Consider the following 19,819-nt stretch of genomic DNA (forward strand, 5'->3'; position numbering starts at 1 on the left):
GCGGACCCAAGCAAAGATTCCCTAAAACGCTCCGACCGCGGAAGGGTTCTGGACGTCCTCCTCAAGGAGGAGGCCGGAATGGAACACCTGGTGAACGAGGGGGACGCCGGGGCGGTAGGCCAGGTGTACGTAGGAGGGCGCGTCGAGGACGACGAGGTCCGCGCGGGAGCCCGGACGCAACCAGCCTACGTCGGTGCGCCGCAGGGCGCGCGCCCCGCCGTACGTGGCCGCCCTGACGGCCTCCAGCGGCGTCATCCGCATCTCCCGCACGGCGAGCGCCACGCAGAACGGCATGGACGACGTGAACGACGACCCCGGGTTGCAGTCGGTGGCGAGGGCGACGGTGACCCCGGCGTCGAGCAGCCGCCGCGCGTCGGGGTACGGCGACCGGGTGGAGAACTCGGCCCCCGGCAGGAGGGTCGCCACGGTGCCGGAGGAGGCGAGCGCGTCGACGTCGGCGGACGTCAGGTGGGTGCAGTGGTCGGCGGAGGCGGCGCCCAGCTCGCAGGCGATGCGCACGCCCGGCCCCTCGCCGAGCTGGTTGGCGTGGATCCTCGGCAGCAGCCCGGCCCGGATGCCGGCCGTCAGGATCTCCCTGGACTGGTCGCCGTCGAAGGCGCCGCGCTCGCAGAAGACGTCCACCCACCTGGCGTAGGGGGCGCACGCCTGCAGCATCTCGCCGGTGACCAGCCGCACGTAGTCGTCGGCCGCCACGCCTTCGGGCACGACGTGCGCGCCGAGGAAGGTGGTCTCGTCCGTCAGGCCGGTCGCGATCTCCAGGGAGCGCCGCTCGTCCTCGACGGTGAGCCCGTACCCGCTCTTGATCTCGACGGTGGTGGTGCCCTGGCGCAGCATCTCGCGGACGAGGGCGGCGGCGCGGGTGGCGAGCTCCGCGTCGCCCGCCCGCCGGGTGGCGGCGACGGTGGTCCTGATGCCGCCCCCGGTGTACGGCCGCCCCGACATGCGTGACTGGAACTCGGCCGTGCGGTCGCCCGCGAAGACGAGGTGCGCGTGGCTGTCGACGAACCCGGGGATGACGGCCCTGCCGCCGGCGTCGACGCGCTCGTCGGCGCCGGGCGCGCCGCGCGAGTGCCCGACCCAGGCGACGCGGCCGTCCTCGACGACCAGGGCGGCGTCCTCGATCTCCTCCCGCTCGGGGTCGCCGGTGTAGAGCAGCCCGATCCCGTCGAGCAGTGTCGTGGTCATCGCACCCGTCCTATCGCTTCTGCCAGCATGGATCCGACGTCGCCGAGGACGTGCCTGCCCTCGGCGACGACGCGGCGCCCGCCGGAGACGACCGAGTGGACGTCGGCGGCGGTCGCGGCGAACACGACGGCCTCCAGGTCGCCCGCGCCGGCGGTGCGGACCGAGTCGAGGCGCACCGACACGAGGTCGGCCCAGGCGCCGGGCACGAGCTCGCCCGCGTCGGGGAAGCCGAGCGAGGCCTGGCCGTCGCAGGTGGCGGCGGCCAGCAGGTCGGCCGCGCGCCAGTGGCCGCGCCGCTCGGAGGCGAGCCGCTCGTCCAGTTCGACGGCGCGCGCCTCCTCGAACAGGTCGATGACGGCGTGGCTGTCGGAGCCGAGCGTGATCCTGGCGCCCCGGTCGGCGAGCGCGCGGGCGGGGCCGATGCCGTCGGCGAGGTCGCGTTCGGTGGTGGGGCACATGCACACGTACGTGCGCGAGTGGCCGAGCAGCTCGACGTCCACGTCGGAGAGGTGGGTGGCGTGGACGGCGGTCGAGCGCGGGCCGAGCGCGCCGTGCTCGTGCAGCACCTCGACGGGCGTGGCGGCGTACCTCTCGGCGCAGGCGGCGTTCTCGGCGCGCTGCTCGGAGACGTGCGCGTGCAGCGGTGCGGCGTGCCGGTGGGAGAACTCGGCCACGGTGGCCATCTGCTCCGGCGGCACGGCCCGCACGGAGTGGATCGCGGCGCCGATCTCCACGTCGGGCTGCCCCTCGTACGCGGCGGCGAGGTCCTCGGCCCTGGCGGCCCACCGCTCGGCGTCGCCGTCGCCGAACCGTTCCTGCGCTCCGGACAGCGGCGTGCCGATGCCGCCGGTGAGGTAGCAGGTGTCGAGCAGCGCGACGCGCAGGCCGGCGTCGCGGGCGGCCTGGATCAGCGCGTGGCCCATGACGTTGGGGTCCTGGTAGGGGCGTCCGCCGGGCGCGTGGTGCAGGTAGTGGAACTCTCCGACGGTGGTGACGCCCGCGAGCGCCATCTCCGCGTACACGGCCCTGGCCAGGTCGAGGTACGTGTCGGGGTCGAGCCTGGCGGCGATCTCGTACATCTGGGTGCGCCAGGTCCAGAAGTCGCCGGCGCCGGTCTGGGTGGCGCCGCGCAGGGCGCGGTGGAAGGCGTGGGAGTGGGCGTTGGCCAGGCCGGGGATGGTCAGGCCGGCCAGGCGCTGCGCCGTGCCTGGCGCGCCGGGCCCGATCGCGGCGATCCTGCCGCCCTCGACCTCGACGAGCACGCTCTCGGCGACGCCGCCGGGCAGCCAGGCCCGCTCGCACCAGTAGGTCACCGACACAGGTCCTCCAGCACGTCCGCCAGCGCCACGACTCCCGCCTCGCAGTCTGCCTGCTCCGCGTGCTCGTCCGGGGAGTGGGACACGCCGGTGGGGTTCCTGACGAAGAGCATCGCGCTCGGGACGCCCGCCGTGGCGAGGATCCCGGCGTCGTGCCCGGCCCCGGTGGGCAGGACGGGCGCGGGCGTGCCTCCGCCGCCCGCGACGCGGGCCAGCCGGTCCCTGAGCGCCTCGTCGAAGCTGACGACGGGGGTCCAGGACTCCTCGGCGACCGCGGCGCCCGCGCCTTCGGCGAGTTCGCGGACGAGCGCGCGCACGTCCCGCTCGCCGGCCCCGCGCGCGTCGAGCCAGGCCGACACCTGCCCGGGTACGGCGTTGGCGTTGCCGGGCGAGACGCGTACCTTGCCGACGGTGGCGACGACGCCGAGCCGCGCGGCCGCCTCGCGGGCCGCGAGCACCATGCGGGCGAACGGCAGCATCGGGTCGTCGCGGTCGGCCAGCCGGGTGGTGCCCGCGTGGTTGGCCTGGCCGCGGAAGTCGAAGCGCCAGCGGCCGTGGGGCCAGATGGCGGAGGCCACGCCGACGGGGCGGCCCTCGTGGACGAGGCCCCGGCCCTGCTCGACGTGGAGCTCGACGAACGTGCCGACGGCCGACAGCGTCTCGTCGTCGCGGCCGAGCCGCCCGGGGTCGCGGCCCGCCTTGGTCAGGACGTCGGCGAGGGTGTCGCCGTCGTCGTCCTTCAGCGCGAGGGCCCTGGCCGGGTCGAGCGCGCCGGTGAGCAGGCGGGAGCCGACGCAGGGCACGCCGAACCTGGCGCCTTCCTCGTCGGTGAAGCAGACGACGCCGAGCGGCCTGGCCGGCGTGACGCCGCGCGCCCGCAGCAGGTCGAGCGCGGCGAACGCGGACGCCACGCCGAGCGGGCCGTCGTACGCGCCGCCCTGGCGCACGGAGTCGAGGTGGCTGCCGGTGACGACGCCGGGCCGGCCGGGGCCGGGCTCGCCCTGCCAGGCCCACAGGTTGCCGTTGCGGTCCTCGCGGAGGTCGAGGCCGCGCCTGGCGGCCTCGCCCGCGAACCACTCGCGCAGCTCCATCTCGGCCGGTGACCAGGCGTCTCTCACGTAGCCGTCGGTGTCGGGGTCTCGTCCTATGGGCGCGAGTGGTTCAAGCATGGACCCACTGTAGTGAATGGATCCATTCACCGTGGCATCGCGGGGTCAGTTGGCGGGGCCCGCGCTCGGCCGCAGGGTCAGCTCGGTCAGGTGGGCGTCGGGCCCGGCGGTGAGCGCGGCGACCACGGCGCGGGCCACGGTCTCCGGCGTCAGGTACTTCTCCGGCTCGAACGGGCCGCCCTCTTGCCGGCGCACGGCGCGCTGCAGGTCGGTGGCGACGCGCCCCGGGTAGACCGTGGTGACCCTGATGCCGGGCTCCTCCAGGCGCAGCGCGTCGGCGAAGGCGCGCAGGGCGAACTTGCTGGCCGCGTACGACGCCCAGCCGGGGTTGGCGCGCTGCCCGGAGCCCGAGTTGACGCAGACGACGTGCCCGGAGGCGGCGCGGAGCGCGGGCAGCGCGAGCCGGGTCAGCTCGGCGACGGCCACGACGTTCACCTCGAACGTCTCCCGCCAGTCGGCGGCGGTCTGCTCGGCGATGCCGCCGAGGCGGCAGATCCCGGCGTTGTGCACGAGGACGTCGAGCCGGTCCACGCCGTCGAGGTCGGCCTCGGTGACCGCGGACAGCTCCACCGGCCAGGGCCGGGCGTCGGGCAGCTCGGCCGCCAGGCGGGCGAGCGCGGCCTCGTCCCGGCCGCCCAGCAGGACGTGGTGTGTGGGGGCCAGAGCCCGCGCGACGGCCTCGCCGACCCCTCGGGACGCGCCCGTGACCAGCGCTTTCGGTCGTTCACTCATGCGGCAAGCCTAGATGACCTTGACCGGTGCTCAAATTTGAGTACAAACTTGAGCATGTCTTCGACGCGCGTCCTCATCCTCGGTTGCCTTCTCGACGGGCCCATGAGCGGTTACGGGGTCCGCAGACGCCTGGAGGTGATGGGCGCCGACGGCTGGGCCAGCGTGGCGTTCGGCTCGATCTACCACGGGCTCGGCAAGATGGCCGACGAGGGGCTGCTGGAGGTGGTGGAGAGCGGCAGGGGCGGCAAGACGGTCTACGCCCTGACCGAGGCCGGGCGGCAGGAGTTCCACCGCCTGCTGCTGATCTCCTGGCACGAGGTCAAGCCCGTCGTCGACCCGTTCCAGGTGGCCGTGACGTTCATCGACAAGCTCAGCAAGCAGGAGATCCTGGACGGCCTGCATGCCAGGGCCGCCCGGCTCAGGACGAACGTGGAGACGATCGGCCACATCTTCGGCGTCAAACACCACTACGGCGCGCCCAGGCACGTGAACGAGAACCTGCGCCTGACGCAGGCGATGTACCAGGCCCAGCTCGACTGGGTCGAGAACGCCATCCCACGCGTCGAGGCGGACGAACTGCCATGAGGAGCTGATACCCCGTGATCATCCATGCGCAGGAACTGCGCAAGACCTTCACCACCAGGAACAGGAAGGGCGCCACGACGGTCGAGGCCGTCCGCGGCGTGGACCTCGACGTGGAGCGCGGCCAGATCTTCGGCGTGCTCGGCCCGAACGGCGCCGGCAAGACCACCACGATCAGGATCCTCGCCACGCTCATCGCCCCCGACGCGGGCACGGCCGTCGTCGCCGGGCACGACCTGCGCGAGGAGCCCGCCGCCGTGCGCGCCAGGCTCGGCTACGTCAGCCAGGCCGGCGGCGTCGAGGACACCACTACCGCCAGGGCGCAGGTCGTCATGGCGGCCAGGATCCACGGCGTCCCCGACCCCAAGGGGGCCGCCGCCGACGTGCTCGCCAGGTTCGACCTGTCCGAGGTCGCCGACCGGCCCGGCCGCACCCTGTCGGGCGGCCAGAAGCGGCGCGTGTCCATCGCGCTCGGCCTGGTCCACGGCCCGCCCCTGCTCTTCCTCGACGAACCCACCACCGGGCTCGACCCGCAGAACCGCGCCAACCTCTGGGACCGCATCAGGGAGCTGCGCGACGCCGGCACCAGCGTCCTGCTCAGCACCCACTACCTCGACGAGGCCGACGCGCTCTGCGACCGGCTCGTGATCGTCGACCACGGCCGCGTCGTCGCCGAGGGCACCCCGGGCGAGCTGAAGCGCGAGGTCTCCGGCGACGTCGTCACGCTCAGGCTGGACGAGACCGCGCGCGCCGCCGAGACGCTCAAGCCGTACGCACGCGAGACCCGCGTCGACGGCGACGCCCTGCGCGTCTACGTCGACGACGGCGAGCACACCCTGCCCGTGCTGCTGCGGGCCCTGGAGGAGCAGGGCATCGGCCTGAGCTCCATCGCGCTCGACCGCTCCACCCTCGACGACGTCTTCCTGGCCAAGACCGGCCGATCCCTCCGCGACGCGGGAGCCGCCGCATGATCCGGCACGTTCTGCTCTTCACGGGCTACGAGCTGAAGAAGACCTTCAGCAACCCGATCTGGCCGCTGTTCAGCATCCTGCAGCCGGTGCTGTACCTGCTGATGTTCGCCCCGCTGCTGAAGTCGCTCACCCCGGGCGGCACCACCGCCGAGGCGCTGCGGATGTTCACGCCCGCGTCCATGATGATGATCGCGGTGTTCGGGTCGCTGTTCTCCGGGTTCGGGCTGATCGCCGACCTGCGCAACGGCTCGCTCGAACGCCACGCCGTCAGCCCCGCCTGGCGGCCCGCCCTCGTCCTCGGCCGCGTGGCCAGGGACATGGCCACGCTGGTCGTCCAGGCCGTGCTCGTGCTGGTCGTCGCCGTGCTCATGGGGGTGCGCATCGGCGTTGCCGAGCTGCTGCTCCTGCTGCTGCTCATGGCCGCGACCGGGCTGTTCGCCTCCAGCCTCTCCCAGGGGCTCGCGCTGACCGTGCGCGACGAGAACGGCATGTCGCAGACGCTCAACCTGTTCATGCTGCCCGTCATGCTGCTGGCCGGGCTGTTCATCCCGATCTCGTTCGCGCCCGGCTGGATGCAGGCGGTCGCGCCGGTCAACCCGCTCTACCACGCCGTCGAGGCGGGGCGGGCGCTGTTCGCCGGGCGGCTGTCCGACTCGTCGATCCCCATCTCCTTCGCGGTGTTCATCGCGCTGGCCGCGCTCACCACGATGTGGTCGATGCGGTCGCTACGCAGGATCGCCGGGTAGGAACGTCCCGTTCTCCTCGGCCATCCGCTCGTACTCCTCAAGCCGGGCCTGGGTGCGCAGCGGCGCCGCGTCGGCCATGGCCTCCACCAGGGCCATCGCCAGCGCCAGCGGCGCCGCGTGCGAGTCGAACACGAGCCGGTCGCCGACCGGCGCGTCGAGCACCACCTCGGCCGGCAGGCCCGGCTTGTCGGTGATGGCGGCCACGCGCAGCCCCAGCTTCGCGGCGTACTCCAGGGCCTGCAGCGCCTCGCGGGGGTAGCGCGGCAGCACCACCGCCACCAGCCACTCCGCGCCCGCCCTGCGGGCCGCGTGCAGCCCGTCGGACAGCTCGGAGCCGCCGTGCGTCAGCAGCCGCACGTCGGGGTGGATGCGGCGGGCATAGTACGCGAACGTGGTGGCCAGCCCGCACGAGACGCGCAGGCCCAGCACGGGCAGCGGCTCCGTCGCGGCCAGCGCCTCGCCCAGTTCCCTCAGCGGGAACGCGGCGAGGCGCTCGCGCACGGCCACCAGGTTCCTGATCTCGGAGTCGACGGCGCCGCGCAGGAGGTTCTCCTGCGGCGCCTCGGCCCCGTTGCCCAGCACCAGCGGCCGCAGCGCCTGCCGCAGCTCGGGGTAGCCGGCGAAGCCGAGCGCCGTGGCGAACCTGGTGACGGACGGCTGGCTGACCCCGGCCCGCTCCGCGAGCTCCACGCTCGACAGGAAGATGGCCTCGTCCAGGTGCTCCGACAGGTAGTGGGCGATCCTGCGCTGGACGGGCGACAGCCTGCGCCCGTCCAGCAGCACGCCGAGCCCGCCGTGGTACCCACGCTGGTACACGATGTGATCGTCACCGTGATGTCCGTCAGCCACGCCACCTCCAACGCGTCCCGCCCGGCATTCTCATCCACCGGCGGCGAGCGCGCGAGGTCAGGACTCCCGCATCGGCACGCGCACGCCCCTGGCCTCGGCGACCTCCACCGCCTCCTCGTACCCGGCGTCGACGTGCCTGATGACGCCGGTGCCCGGGTCGTTGGTGAGCACCCGGTTGAGCTTCTCCCCGGCCAGCGCCGTGCCGTCGGCCACCGTGACCTGGCCCGCGTGGATGGAGCGCCCGATGCCGACGCCGCCGCCGTGGTGGATCGACACCCAGGCCGCGCCGGACGCCGTGTTCAGCATGGCGTTGAGCAGGGGCCAGTCGGCGATCGCGTCGGAGCCGTCGGCCATGGCCTCGGTCTCCCGGTACGGCGAGGCCACCGAGCCGCTGTCGAGGTGGTCGCGGCCGATGACGACGGGCGCCCGCAGCTCGCCCGAGGCCACCATGTCGTTGAAGCGCTCGCCGGCGACGTGGCGCTCGCCGTAGCCGAGCCAGCAGATGCGCGCGGGCAGCCCCTGGAAGTGCACCTTCTCCCCCGCCTTCCTGATCCACCTGGCGAGGGGCTCGTTCTCGGGGAAGAGCTCCAGGATCGCGCGGTCGGTGGCGGCGATGTCGGCGGGGTCGCCGCTGAGCGCCGCCCAGCGGAACGGCCCCTTGCCGGCGCAGAACAGCGGCCTGATGTAGGCCGGGACGAAGCCGGGGAAGTCGAAGGCGCGGTCGTAGCCGGCGAGCTTCGCCTCGCCCCTGATCGAGTTGCCGTAGTCGAACACCTCGGCGCCGGCGTCCTTGAACCCGACCATGGCCTCGACGTGGCGGGCCATGGAGGCGCGGGCCCGCTCGGTGAAGCCGGCGGGGTCCTTGTCGCGCTCGGCGGCCATGTCCTCGAACGCCACCCCGGCCGGCAGGTACATCAGCGGGTCGTGGGCCGACGTCTGGTCGGTGACGATGTCGATCTCCGCGCCGCGGGCCAGCAGCTCGGGCACGGCGTCGGCGGCGTTGGCGACGACCCCGATCGAGAGGGGCCGGCGCGCGTCGCGGGCCTCGTAGGCCAGGCGCAGCGCCTCGTCGAGCGAGTCGGCCCGCACGTCGAGGTAGCGGTGCTCGATGCGCCTCGCGACCGAGCGCGGGTCGCAGTCGAGGCAGATGGCGACGCCGCCGTTCATGGTGACCGCGAGCGGCTGCGCGCCGCCCATGCCGCCGAGCCCGGCGGTCAGCGTGATCGTGCCGGCCAGCGAGCCGCCGAACCGCTTCTCCGCCACCGCCGCGAACGTCTCGTACGTGCCCTGGAGGATGCCCTGCGTGCCGATGTAGATCCACGAGCCGGCGGTCATCTGGCCGTACATGGTGAGCCCGGCCGCCTCCAGGCGGCGGAACTCCTCCCAGTTGGCCCAGTCGGGCACGAGGTTGGAGTTCGCGATGAGCACGCGCGGCGCCCACTCGTGGGTGCGGAAGACGCCGACGGGGCGTCCCGACTGCACGAGCAGGGTCTCGTCGCCCTCCAGGGTGGTGAGCGTGCGCACCAGGGCGTCGAAGGAGGGCCAGTCGCGGGCGGCCCGGCCCGACCCGCCGTAGACGACGAGCTGCTCGGGATGCTCGGCGACCTCGGGGTCGAGGTTGTTCTGGAGCATGCGGAGCGCGGCCTCCTGCGGCCACCCCTTCGCAGTCATCGTGGTGCCTCGCGGCGCCCGCACGGTGCGGCTCATCGCCCCTCCTGAATGAAAAAATTCACGTATGTCACTCGAAGGGTACGGCAACCGGCCGCGTCCCGCGAGACCCGGATCCCGCGGGACGCCGGACGGCGCCCGCCGCGAACCTGCGCTATCCCGCCAGGAACTGGGTGGCGGCCAGCTCGCGGTACAGCTCGTCCGCGCCGACCAGCTGGTCGTGGGTGCCGACCGCGCGCACCCCGCCCGACTCCATGACGACGATCCGGTCCGCGTTCGTGACGGTGGACAGCCGGTGCGCGATGACCAGCACGGTCGTCTCGGTGGCCACCTCGGCGATCACCTCGCGCAGCCGCAGCTCGTTCACGGCGTCGAGCTGCGAGGTGGCCTCGTCGAGCAGCAGCAGCCGCGGCCTGCGCAGCAGCGCCCTGGCGATGGCGACCCGCTGCCTCTCGCCGCCCGACAGCAGCACGCCGCGGTGGCCGACCGCCGTGTCCAGGCCCTCGGGCAGCCTGGCCACGAGGTCGTCCAGGCGGGTGCGCCTGATCGCGCGGCGCAGCTCCTCCTCGGTGACGTCGGGGGCGGCGAAGAGCAGGTTCTCGCGCAGCGTCCCCGCGAGCACCGGCGCGTCCTGCTCGACGTAGCCGAGCGAGGCGCGCAGCTCGGCGAGCGGCCAGTCGCGGATGTCCCTGCCGCCCACCCTGATCGTGCCGCCCTGGTGCTCGTAGAAGCGTTCGAGCAGCGCGAACACGGTGGACTTGCCCGCGCCCGACGGGCCCACCAGCGCCGTCAGCCCCCCGGGGGGCACCTCGAAGGTGACGCCGTCGTGCACCGTCGGCCGGTCGTCGCCGTAGCGGAACACCACGTCGTCGAACGTCACGCCCACCGGCTCGGCGTCCGTCGACACGGGCTCGGCGACGGGCTCGGCCGGCAGGTCCTCGATCTCCTTGATCCGCTTCATCGCCGCCAGGCCCTGCTGGAGCTGTACGGCGCCCTGCACGAGCTGCCCGATCGGGGGCACCAGGTAGAACAGGTAGAGCAGGAACGCGATCAGCGACGAGATCTCCAGCGCTCCGGAGGCGACGCGCGAGCCGCCCACCGCCAGCACGGCGAGGAAGGCGATCTGCACCGCCGCCCAGGTCGCCACCCCGGCCAGGGAGGTCCACCAGGCCACCTGCAGGCCCCTGTCGCGGGCCCGCTCGGCGGCCGCGCCGACGACTCCGATCTCCCGTTCCTCGGCGCCGCTCGCCTTGACCGTACGGTAGGCCTGCAGCGCCCGGTCGAGCACCGCGCCCATCTCGCCCACGGCGTCCTGCGCCTCGGCCTGCGCCCGCCGGATCCTCGGCATGATCAGCCCCACCAGGCCGCCGACCACGATCACGACGAGCAGCGTGACCAGGAGCAGCACGGCGTCCATGCCGGCCATCATGACGATCGCGCCCACCAGCATGAACGCGGCGCCGATCGACTCGACGATGCCGTTCGTCAGCACGGCCCTCAGCAACGTCGTGTCACCGGTCACGCGCGACAGCAGGTCGCCCGGCTTGAGCCGGTCCACGTCGGCCACCCTGAGCCGCAGCAGGCGGTCGACCAGCCTGCGCCTGGCGCCGAGGACGATGCCCTCGCCGGTGCGCTCCATCAGGTAGTTGCCGCCCGCCGAGACGGCGGCGCCGACCACGACGGCGACCGCCAGCCCGGCCAGCGGGCCGGCCAGCGAGCTGCCGCTGCCGAAGGCGTCCACCACGTACTTGGCCAGCAAGGGCATCGCCAGACCCGCCACCGAGCCGACAAGCCCCAATAATCCCCCCGCGACCAGGACCTTCCTGTGCGGCTTCACATAGGCGAGCAGTTCCTTGACCACGTCGCCTCCTCTCCCACTTTTCCGAAAGGCTCCAACGAACGGGACATCCCGATCCGCACCCGTCAACCTAAATTGACGACCCAAGTATGTCAACTTTCATTGACGTCTCCTCCTTGAGAAGGAGCCCCGGCGCCCTCCGGCAAGGAGCGGCGTCACTGAGGTGAAGAGAGGCGATCCCGATCAGCGCCGGGTGGTCAGTCCACCGGCGGGAGGTCGGGGAAGTCGTGGTCGGTGTCGCCGTCGTCGGCCCGGCGCAGCTTGATGTCCTCCACCCAGGCGTCCGCGAACCGGCGGATCTCGCCGATGCGCCCCTCCCCCAGCCCGTACGCCTCGAACTCCTCGTCGCGCATGAGCGCCGCGAACTCCAGGCGGCCCGCGAGCTCCCTCGGGGAGAACCCGTCGCAGTGCGGTCCGGCCAGCCGCTCCAGCTCGCGGAAGGAGTACAGGTGCGAGACGGCGGCCACGTCGATCAGGTCACGGGCGAGCCCCCGCCCGTGCAGGGCCCGCATGGCGAGCCCGGCGGCGTCGTCGGGGTGCAGCACAGGCAGGCCCTCCCACCGCACCGGGGGCCGCTGGAGCGCCTCACGCAGCAGGGTGAGAGGGCACGACCGCCCGGAGTCCGGGTCCGTGACGGTCAGGCGGCTCTCGCGGACGGTCGCGTCGCCCACCAGCACGTCGAGACCGGCGGCCCGGCACGCCCGCACCGCGGCCGCGGCGGCGTCGATCAGCGGCGCGGCCGCGGTGACGAAGCCGAGCCCGCCGCAGATCCGCCCCGAGTAGGGGCGCAGCGCGTACCCCCCGGCAAGCACCAGGGCGTACCGCTCGCGCGCGGGCGCCAGGGCGGCGGCCACCCGCGCGTGGAAGGGCGCGAACCCGCCCACGAGGTCGCCGCTCACCGCACCACCGCCGGGCCCGCCATCGGGATCCTCACCGGGACCGGCGGCCGCGGCGCGACGGCGGCAGGTCGTGCCGCCCCGACAGGAACTCCTGGAAGGCGATCTTGGCCCTGATGACCGGGCGGCGCCAGCGCTCCTCCCGGTGCAGCGCCTTGGCCAGCTTGCGCGGCGAGCGCCCCACGAAGAACCAGCGCGCCCACGGCGAGCCCGGCCTGGCCAGCCTGACCGCCCCCACGAGCAGCAGGACGGGCACGAACAGGCCCACGAGGCCTGTCCAGATCTTGCCCTTGAGCAGCGTGACGACGGCCAGCAGCAGGTTGGCGACGATCAGCGCCGCGGGGTTGACCGGCGTGCCGTAGTCCCAGGAGAGCGGGCGCAGCCCGATGAGCAGCAGCCCGGTGACGGCCACGGCGACGAACACCGCGTCGACCGACGTCCGCCCCTCCTCCTCCCAGTACACGTCGTGCAGGTGCAGGATCAGCGCGAACTCGTCCAGCACGAGCGCCGACCCCACGCCGAAGACCGACGCCGCGACGGCGTAGCCCACCTGGGAGGCCGCCGAGACGATCAGCCCCGCCACGCCTCCCACCAACATGAGCACCACGCCGAAGACGACATGGTGGATGTGCATCTCGCCCACGTTCACGTCGCGGAACCACCCGATCTTCGCCCTGATCAGCCGGACGTTGATGCGGGTGGCGATGAACGCCACGATGAGCGCGACGAAGAAGCAGAACAGCGGGAGCCGTCCCGTGGCGACGATGCTTTGCTGCAACCAGTTCCCCATGGCTCTACGAACCGATCGTAAAGCCCGCCACGAGGGACCGGCTCACCACTCGTAGTGATAACGGGCCTGCAGGACGACGATCTCGTCGTCCGTCGGGAGGTACACCAGGCGGTGCTCCTCGGTGATGCGCCGTGACCAGGCGCCCGCCAGGGCGTACTTCAACGGCTCGGGCTTGCCGATCCCGTCGAAGGGGTCGCGCAGCGCGTCCTCGATGAGCCGGTTGATCCGCTTGAGGATCTGGCGATCGGCCGTCTGCCAGTGGACGTAGTCCTCCCAGCCCTGGCTGGTGAAGGCCACCTTCACCGCGGAGCCTCGTCGTCCAGCAGTTCGTGCCGCTCGTGGCGTCCCTCGACGGCCTCCCGGTAGGACTCGATCAGCCGGCGGGCGTTGGCGGGGGAACGCAGCAGATAGGCCGTCTCCCGGAGGGCTTCGTACTCCTCCGCGGCCACCAGGTAGGCGTTCCCGCTCTTGGAGACGATCTCCACGGCGGTGCGGTCGTTGTTGACCTCTTCGATGAGCGGGAACAGGCGGCGGCGCGCCTCGCTGGCGGTGATGGACATGACCCTCCCTCCGAGTGGTACCACTTTACGGTACCACTCAGGACGGGTCAGCACTCGATGACGTTGACCGCGAGGCCGCCCCGGGAGGTCTCCTTGTACTTGTCCAGCATGTCGCGGCCGGTGTCGCGCATCGTCTTGATCGCCTTGTCGAGCGAGACGAAGTGGCGCCCGTCGCCGCGCAGGGCGATGCGCGCCGCCGTGATCGCCTTGTTGGAGGCCACCGCGTTGCGCTCGATGCACGGGATCTGCACCAGCCCGCCGATCGGGTCGCAGGTCAGGCCCAGGTTGTGCTCGATGCCGATCTCGGCGGCGTTCTCGACCTGCTCGGGGGTGCCGCCCAGCACCTCGGTGAGCCCGGCGGAGGCCATGGAGCAGGCGGAGCCCACCTCGCCCTGGCAACCGACCTCGGCGCCCGAGATGGAGGCGTTCTCCTTGAACAGCACGCCGATGGCGGCGGCCGTCAGCAGGAAGCGGATCACGCCCTCGTCGTCGGCCTGCGGGATGAAGCGGGTGTAGTAGGTGAGGACGGCCGGGATGATGCCGGCGGCGCCGTTCGTGGGCGCGGTGACGATGCGGCCGCCCGCCGCGTTCTCCTCGTTGACGGCGAGCGCGAACAGGGTCACCCAGTCGATCGCCTGGAGAGGGTCCTTCTCCGGCGGCTCGGTCTGCAGGCGGCGGTAGAGCTGGTGGGCCCTCCGCTTGACCTTCAGCCCGCCCGGCAGCACGCCCTCCTTGGTGATGCCGCGCCGCACCGACGCCGACATCACCCGCCACAGGTTCAGCACGCCCTCGCGGATGTCGTCCTCGGTGCGGCCGAAGGCCTTCTCGTTCTCCAGCATGAGACCGGAGATCGACAGGCCGGTGTTCGAGCAGTGCTTGAGCAGCTCCTCGGCCGTGCTGAAGGGGTAGGGCAGCACGGTGTCGTCGGGCTTGATGCGGTCGGCGCCCGTGGCCTTCTCGTCGACGACGAAGCCGCCGCCGACGGAGAAGTAGACCTTCTCGCGCACCTTCTCGCCGGAGGCGTCGAAGGCGGTGAACCGCATGCCGTTGGGGTGCTCGGGCAGCGAGATCTTGCGCTCGAACACGAGGTCCTCGCCCACGACGAACGGGATCTCGCGCACGCCGAACAGCTCGACCGTGCCGGAGGCGCGCATCTCGGCCAGCCGGCCGTCGATCGAGTCGACGTCCACCAGCTCGGGCTTCTCCCCGGACAGGCCGAGCAGCACGGCCTTGTCGCTGCCGTGGCCCTTGCCGGTCAGGCCCAGCGAGCCGTACAGGATGGCCTCGACGCGTGCCACGCGGTCGAGCAGGCCGTCCTCGTGCAGGCCCCGCGCGAACTTGTGCGCGGCGGCCATGGGGCCGCCCGTGTGCGAGCTCGACGGCCCGATGCCGATCTTGAACAGATCGAAGACGCTGATCGCCATGGAAGGCGCCCTTCGTGTCTCGGGGGCCGGGGCCCCTGCGGGCCCCGGCGGTCAGGTCAGGACTGGCCCGAGGTGAGGGCGGTGTACTCCTCGGCGGACAGCAGGTCCTCCGGCTCGCCCTCGACGCGCACGCGGAACATCCAGCCGTCGCCGTACGGGTCGCTGTTGGCCAGCGACGGGTCGTCCACGACGGCCTGGTTCACTTCGACGATCTCGCCGCCGACCGGCGTGTAGATCTCGCTCACCGACTTGGTGGACTCGACCTCGCCGATGGAGTCGCCCGCCTCGACGTTGGCGCCCACCTCGGGAAGCTGCACGTAGACCACGTCACCAAGGGCGTCGGCCGCGAAGGCCGTGATGCCGACGGTCACGGTGATGCCGTCGTCGAGCCCGGCCACCCACTCGTGCTCCTTGGTGTAGCTCAGGTCGTCAGGGATGTTGCTCACTTGTTCCTCCTGTAGAAGGGCAGCTCTACCAGGTCCACGGGTTCCTGGCTGCCCCGGATGTCCACGGCCAGACCTTCGTGCGCCCCGGCGTCGACGTAGGCCATCGCGATGGGCTTGCCCAGTGACTGGGAGGGCGCACCGCTGGTGACCTCGCCGACGACGGCGCCGTCCTTGGTGACGGGGTACCCGTGACGGGGCACCCGGCGGCCCCGGGCGACGAGGCCGACCAGCCGGCGCGCGGGCGGCTGGTCCTTGACCGCCTCCAGCGCCGCCCTGCCGACGAAGTCGCCCGGCTTGTCGAATTTCACCACTCTGCCCAGCCCGGCGTCGAACGGGGTCAGCTCGACGCTCAGCTCGTTGCCGTACAGCGGCATGCCGGCCTCCAGCCTGAGCGTGTCGCGGCTGGACAGCCCGGCGGGCCTGATGCCGTACGGCTCGCCGGCGGCCATGAGGGCGTGCCACAGCGGCGCGGCGTCGTCGTTGGCCACGAACAGCTCGAAGCCGTCCTCGCCGGTGTAGCCGGTGCGCGCGATGAGCGCCTTGCGCCCGTCGACCACGCCGGGCAGGCCCGCGTAGTACTTGAGGCCGTCGAGGTCGGCGTCGGTGAGGGTGGCCAGGATCTCCTGGGCGCGCGGGCCCTGGACGGCGATCAGCGCGACGCGGTCGGAGCGGTCCTCGACAACCACGTCATACGACTTAGAGCGATTGATCAGCTCTTCGGCCACTTTTTCGTAGTTCGAGGCGTTGGCCACGACCATGAACTCGTCGTCGGCCAGCCGGTACACGATGAGGTCGTCGAGCACCCCGCCGCGCTCGTTCACGATCATGGTGTATCTGGCGCGGCCGGGGACCAGCACCGACAGGTGGCCGACCAGCGCGTGGTCGAGCGCCTCGCCCGCCTGCGGGCCCGTCAGGTAGATCTCGCCCATGTGCGAGAGGTCGAACAGCCCGGCGGCCGTGCGCACGGCGTTGTGCTCGGCGGACTCGCTCCCGTAACGCAGGGGCATGAGCCATCCGGCGAAGTCGGTGAGGGTGGCGCCCAGCTCCTCGTGGACGGCTCTCAGCGGTGTCGGTCGGGACATGTGTCGCACCTCGGGGCAGGATCGGATGCCAGGATCCTCCCCCTCTGTCATCGATGCCTGAGAGCTTCGCCCGGGTTTTGCCGGACTTTCACCTTCGGCGAGGCCCAACGGCCTGCTTTCCAGAGGTCACCTCGGCCGAGCGGTCCTTTGCCTTGAGAGGTTCGCGGGGAGGGCTTGCTCCTTCAGGGGCCCTGACCGGCTGTCAGGACGCTCTCCCGCACGGCTTCCGTCGGTGATGCAGGCCAGCCTAGTGCCGCGACGGGGGTGTTGTCGCGCCCCGGGCCTCCCCAAATCGGACAGGCCCCGGCACGCGGGTGCATGCCGGGGCCTTCCTGGGCCGGACCGGTCAGACCGGCTGCCAGAGCGCCGGCACTCCCGGCGGCTCCCAGCCGGGCAGGCTGGTGTGCCCCTGCAGGCAGCGGTAGCGCACGCCCTGGTAGGTCACCTGGTCACCGGCGGCGTACGCGGTGTACGGCGCCCACGTCGTGTCCTGCCCGCCGGTCACGGTCAGGGTGAACGCCGCCGCGTGGTCGGCGCTCGTGCCGTCGCCGTTCAGGCTGATCGGGTACGTGCCCGGCGCGACCGACGCCGTCGTCGTCACCGTCACCGTGGCCGACTGCCCCGCCGTGACCGTGCGCGGGCTGAACGACACGCTCACACCCGACGGCGCGCCCGAGGCCGACAGCGCCACGCTCTGCGCCTGGCCGGCGGTGACCTGGGTGCTCAGCGTGGCCGTGGCCGACTGCCCGGCGGGCACCGAGGCCGACGACGGCGTCACGGTCATCGTGTAGTCGTCCTGCGACGCCTGCCCGATCTGGAGGGTGAAGGCGGCCTGCCGGTCCACGGCGGTGCCGTCGGCGATCACCGTGATCGCGTGCGTGCCCTGCGGGCTGGCCGCCGAGGTGGCCAGCGTCAGCCTGGAGCTCTGTCCCGCGCTGATCGTCGCCGGGTCGAAGGACGCGGTGACCCCGGCGGGCAGGGGGCCCGTGCGCAGCGTGACCTGCTGGGCCGAGCCGCCCGTGACCGTGGTCGTCACCGTGGTGGTGACGCTCTGGCCGGGCGCGGCCGTGCCCGAGGCGGGCTGGAGCCCGACGGAGAAGTCGTCGCTCTGCTGCTCGCAGGTCGGCTCGCCGGCCTGGCGGCCCACGCTGACGCCGTCCCACGCGGCCTTGACCACCGCGAACTCGGCGCAGCTGCCCGGGTACAGCGTCTTGGCCGCCTGCAGGGTGGCCACCCTGACCTTGGCGTGCGTCCACGGCGCCGTCTTGGTGTTCAGCGCGGCCATGAAGATCTCGCCCGCCTTGCGGATGCCGAGGCCCGTGATCGCCGCCCCGCCGTCGCAGCGGGCGCTCGCCGGCTTGCCCGCCGGATTCGTGCCCTCGGCCACCAGGTAGAACCAGTGGTTCTGCGGCCCGGCCGCCGCGTGCACCTCGGTGTTCGGTATCGCGGAGCTGTAGCAGTTCGGGTCGCCGAGCGCCGACGGGTTGTACATGTTCCTGATCGGCCCCGAGCCCGACAGGTTGACCTCCTCGCCCACCAGGTAGTCCGGCGGGTCGAGGTCGGCGGCCTCGTTCGCGTACGCCTCGGTCAGCGCGCCGAAGATGTCGCCGGTGGACTCGTTCAGCCCGCCGGTCTCGTTGCCGCTGCCCGCGCCGCCCCCGCCGGAGAACTGGAAGACGCCGTGGCCGAACTCGTGGCCGACGACGTCCATGGAGGTGAGCTGCTGGGTGCCGCCCGAGTTACGGCCGAACGTGGCGTACGAGCCGGTCCAGTACGCGTTGACCTCCGCCAGGCCGACCCGCGCCGGGTAGCCGCCGCCCTGGCCGTTGACCCCGTTGCGGCCCAGCCAGTCGCGCAGCATGTCCCATTCCTTCTGCGCGGCGAACAGCGCGTCCACGCAGGCCGTCTCCAGGTCGGTGCCGCTGCCGTTGCCCCAGCTGTCGGTGCTCTTCGTGTACGGCTGCCCGTTCTGCCCGCCGCACTGGACGCCGCTCCTGCGCGGGTCGCGCATCGTGTACGAGGGGCTGGTGTCGATGGTCACCGGGTTGCCGTTGTAGCGGCTGTTGCCGGTGCCGTCACGCACCTCGTCCCAGCGGTCGAACACCTCCCCTGTGCGCGCGTCCACGTACACGTGCAGGGCGGCCGGCCGGCCGGGGGCGCCGGTGACGACGGCCTCCCAGGCCAGGCGCGGCCGCCCGGACGCGGCGTGGACGACGAGCACGGGGTCGGCGACGCCCGCGGCGCCGGGCAGCTCCGCCCTGGCCGTCACTGCCGCGTCGGCGGCCTTCACCGCGGGCCTGGTGGGGACGTCGATCGCGGCCCGCTGCCCGGTGGTGAGCGTGGTGACGACGGCGCCCGACCCGTCGGTGGCGACGACCACGTCGCCGCCGTACACGGGCAGGCCGCGGTGGGCGCGGGAGAAGGTCAGGTACTGCAGGCCGCGCGGGCCCGCCACGGTGGACGCGAGCGCGAAGGAGTCGCCGTCGGCGGCCCGCACCGCGCCGGCGCGGGACGTGATCGCGGCGCGGGCGGTGGAGATGGCGTTCCTGCGCTCGTCCGGGCCCGGCGGCCCGGCGGCGGAGACCGCGTGCGACGCGGCCGAGACGGAGGCCGGCGGCGGAAGGGTGGCGGCGTCCGCCGGCGCCGCGGTGGCCAGGGCCAGCGCCAGCACGGCGACGGCACCCGACCCGAGTCTGGGGTTCACTCTCGTGGCTCCTCAGGGGGGTGTGGAGTGGGAGGACCCCGGCCGGCTGGGGACGCACCCCAGGGTGACACCGCGCGCGGGCCGCGCGGTACCCAGCACTTTCCCATACCACCGTGATATGGGCCCCGGTCAGCAGGCGGCGACCAGCGCCTCGAACAGCTCTCCCCCCTCGGCGGCCTCGGGGTGCCACTGCGCGGCCACCACGAAGGGCGCCGAGTCCAGCTCGACCGCCTCGACCGTGCCGTCCTCGGCCGTCGCCGTGACGGTCAGCCCCGGCGCCAGGCGGTCGATCGCCTGGTGGTGGTAGTGCGGGACGGTGACGGGCCGCGTCCCCAGCGCCTTCGCCATCCGGCTGCCCGGCGTCGCCGTCACCGGCAGGTGCCCGAACCGGCCCGGCGCGGGCGAGTGCCCGCCGTGGCCGACCACGTCGGGCAGGTGCTGGTGCAGGGTGCCGCCGAGCGCCACGTTCAGCACCTGCAGGCCGCGGCACACGCCGAGGAACGGCAGCTCCGCGTCCAGCGCGACGGCCAGGGCCGCGAACTCCGCCGTGTCGCGGAAGTCCCTGACGTACCCGGTGCGCTCGTGCGGCTCCTCGCCGTACCTGGCGGGGTCGATGTCGCCGCCGCCCGCCAGGACGATCCCGTCCAGGCGGGCCACGGCCTGCGCCGGGTCGCCCGCCGGGGGCAGGAGCACGGGCTGCCCGCCGGCCCGCGCCACCTGCTCCACGTACATCGACGGCAGCAGCGCCACCGGCAGCTCCCACACCGTGAACCGCGCGGGCTCCACGTACGTCGTGATCCCGATCAACGGACGCCGCACG

At 72.9% G+C, this 19,819-nt stretch carries 19 protein-coding genes and 2 riboswitches; of the genes, 3 read left to right on the plus strand and 16 right to left on the minus strand.

The window, feature by feature from the left end; translation table 11 throughout:
• Positions 1 to 21 precede the first annotated feature (21 nt).
• The 4 genes from hutI to BMX74_RS21890 are packed head-to-tail and all read right to left on the minus strand — an operon-like array spanning position 22 to position 4,423.
• The gene (gene hutI, locus BMX74_RS21875; protein WP_091102438.1) at positions 22 to 1,206 is read right to left on the minus strand and encodes an imidazolonepropionase; all 1,185 of its coding nucleotides are present in this window, start codon (positions 1,204 to 1,206) and stop codon (positions 22 to 24) included.
• On the minus strand, positions 1,203 to 2,525 hold the full coding sequence (locus tag BMX74_RS21880) for a formimidoylglutamate deiminase (protein WP_091102440.1): 1,323 nt from the start codon (positions 2,523 to 2,525) through the stop codon (positions 1,203 to 1,205). Before BMX74_RS21880 ends, hutI begins: the two co-directional genes overlap by 4 nt.
• Positions 2,516 to 3,691, minus strand: a complete 1,176-nt coding sequence (locus BMX74_RS21885) for an allantoate amidohydrolase (RefSeq protein WP_055507143.1) — start codon at positions 3,689 to 3,691, stop codon at positions 2,516 to 2,518. The genes BMX74_RS21880 and BMX74_RS21885 overlap by 10 nt, the downstream gene beginning before the upstream one ends.
• Positions 3,692 to 3,736: 45 nt before the next feature.
• On the minus strand, positions 3,737 to 4,423 hold the full coding sequence (locus BMX74_RS21890) for an SDR family oxidoreductase (RefSeq protein WP_055507141.1): 687 nt from the start codon (positions 4,421 to 4,423) through the stop codon (positions 3,737 to 3,739).
• 54 nt (positions 4,424 to 4,477) lie between these two features.
• On the opposite strand from BMX74_RS21890, the gene BMX74_RS21895 reads away from it, so the two are divergent.
• The 3 genes from BMX74_RS21895 to BMX74_RS21905 are packed head-to-tail and all read left to right on the plus strand — an operon-like array spanning position 4,478 to position 6,722.
• A complete protein-coding gene (locus BMX74_RS21895; protein ID WP_091102442.1) occupies positions 4,478 to 5,008 on the plus strand; it encodes a PadR family transcriptional regulator in 531 nt (176 codons plus the stop codon).
• Positions 5,009 to 5,022: 14 nt separating this feature from the next.
• Positions 5,023 to 5,976 (plus strand): ATP-binding cassette domain-containing protein, encoded by a 954-nt coding sequence (locus BMX74_RS21900; RefSeq protein ID WP_337959858.1) that lies wholly within the window; start codon positions 5,023 to 5,025, stop codon positions 5,974 to 5,976.
• Positions 5,973 to 6,722, plus strand: a complete 750-nt coding sequence (locus BMX74_RS21905) for an ABC transporter permease (protein ID WP_055507137.1) — start codon at positions 5,973 to 5,975, stop codon at positions 6,720 to 6,722. Before BMX74_RS21900 ends, BMX74_RS21905 begins: the two co-directional genes overlap by 4 nt.
• Here BMX74_RS21905 and BMX74_RS21910 read toward each other — a convergent pair.
• The 12 genes from BMX74_RS21910 to BMX74_RS21965 all read right to left on the minus strand — a co-directional run bounded on the left by BMX74_RS21910 (position 6,702) and on the right by BMX74_RS21965 (position 19,818).
• The gene (locus tag BMX74_RS21910; protein ID WP_055507136.1) at positions 6,702 to 7,538 is read right to left on the minus strand and encodes a MurR/RpiR family transcriptional regulator; all 837 of its coding nucleotides are present in this window, start codon (positions 7,536 to 7,538) and stop codon (positions 6,702 to 6,704) included. The two genes, BMX74_RS21905 and BMX74_RS21910, sit on opposite strands and share 21 nt — an antisense overlap.
• Before the next feature lie 90 nt (positions 7,539 to 7,628).
• Positions 7,629 to 9,278: a urocanate hydratase gene (hutU, locus tag BMX74_RS21915; RefSeq protein ID WP_055507134.1), complete on the minus strand. Its 1,650-nt coding sequence runs from the start codon at positions 9,276 to 9,278 to the stop codon at positions 7,629 to 7,631.
• A gap of 115 nt (positions 9,279 to 9,393) precedes the next feature.
• On the minus strand, positions 9,394 to 11,100 hold the full coding sequence (locus tag BMX74_RS21920; RefSeq protein ID WP_091102444.1) for an ABC transporter ATP-binding protein: 1,707 nt from the start codon (positions 11,098 to 11,100) through the stop codon (positions 9,394 to 9,396).
• A 194-nt stretch (positions 11,101 to 11,294) separates the two neighbouring features.
• Positions 11,295 to 11,996 (minus strand): hypothetical protein, encoded by a 702-nt coding sequence (locus tag BMX74_RS21925; protein WP_256257070.1) that lies wholly within the window; start codon positions 11,994 to 11,996, stop codon positions 11,295 to 11,297.
• A gap of 31 nt (positions 11,997 to 12,027) precedes the next feature.
• Positions 12,028 to 12,771 (minus strand): hypothetical protein, encoded by a 744-nt coding sequence (locus BMX74_RS21930; protein ID WP_337959859.1) that lies wholly within the window; start codon positions 12,769 to 12,771, stop codon positions 12,028 to 12,030.
• Positions 12,772 to 12,825: 54 nt separating this feature from the next.
• Entirely contained in the window at positions 12,826 to 13,086 is a 261-nt protein-coding gene (locus BMX74_RS21935; RefSeq protein WP_055507128.1) for a Txe/YoeB family addiction module toxin, read from the minus strand.
• A complete protein-coding gene (locus tag BMX74_RS21940) occupies positions 13,083 to 13,343 on the minus strand; it encodes a type II toxin-antitoxin system Phd/YefM family antitoxin (protein WP_055507126.1) in 261 nt (86 codons plus the stop codon). The genes BMX74_RS21935 and BMX74_RS21940 overlap by 4 nt, the downstream gene beginning before the upstream one ends.
• A gap of 47 nt (positions 13,344 to 13,390) precedes the next feature.
• Positions 13,391 to 14,767 (minus strand): L-serine ammonia-lyase, encoded by a 1,377-nt coding sequence (locus BMX74_RS21945; RefSeq protein WP_091102446.1) that lies wholly within the window; start codon positions 14,765 to 14,767, stop codon positions 13,391 to 13,393.
• A gap of 56 nt (positions 14,768 to 14,823) precedes the next feature.
• Entirely contained in the window at positions 14,824 to 15,213 is a 390-nt protein-coding gene (gene gcvH, locus BMX74_RS21950; protein ID WP_055507122.1) for a glycine cleavage system protein GcvH, read from the minus strand.
• Entirely contained in the window at positions 15,210 to 16,295 is a 1,086-nt protein-coding gene (gcvT, locus tag BMX74_RS21955; protein WP_055507120.1) for a glycine cleavage system aminomethyltransferase GcvT, read from the minus strand. Before gcvT ends, gcvH begins: the two co-directional genes overlap by 4 nt.
• 34 nt (positions 16,296 to 16,329) lie before the next feature.
• Positions 16,330 to 16,425: riboswitch (glycine riboswitch) on the minus strand.
• Positions 16,426 to 16,523: riboswitch (glycine riboswitch) on the minus strand.
• Positions 16,524 to 16,641: 118 nt separating this feature from the next.
• Positions 16,642 to 18,999: a M4 family metallopeptidase gene (locus tag BMX74_RS21960; protein ID WP_055507118.1), complete on the minus strand. Its 2,358-nt coding sequence runs from the start codon at positions 18,997 to 18,999 to the stop codon at positions 16,642 to 16,644.
• A 129-nt stretch (positions 19,000 to 19,128) separates the two neighbouring features.
• Positions 19,129 to 19,818 (minus strand): gamma-glutamyl-gamma-aminobutyrate hydrolase family protein, encoded by a 690-nt coding sequence (locus BMX74_RS21965; RefSeq protein ID WP_055507116.1) that lies wholly within the window; start codon positions 19,816 to 19,818, stop codon positions 19,129 to 19,131.
• Position 19,819: the final 1 nt, after the last annotated feature.

It is taken from the genome of Nonomuraea pusilla (assembly GCF_900109355.1).
GTDB classification, from domain to species: Bacteria; Actinomycetota; Actinomycetes; order Streptosporangiales; family Streptosporangiaceae; genus Nonomuraea; species Nonomuraea pusilla.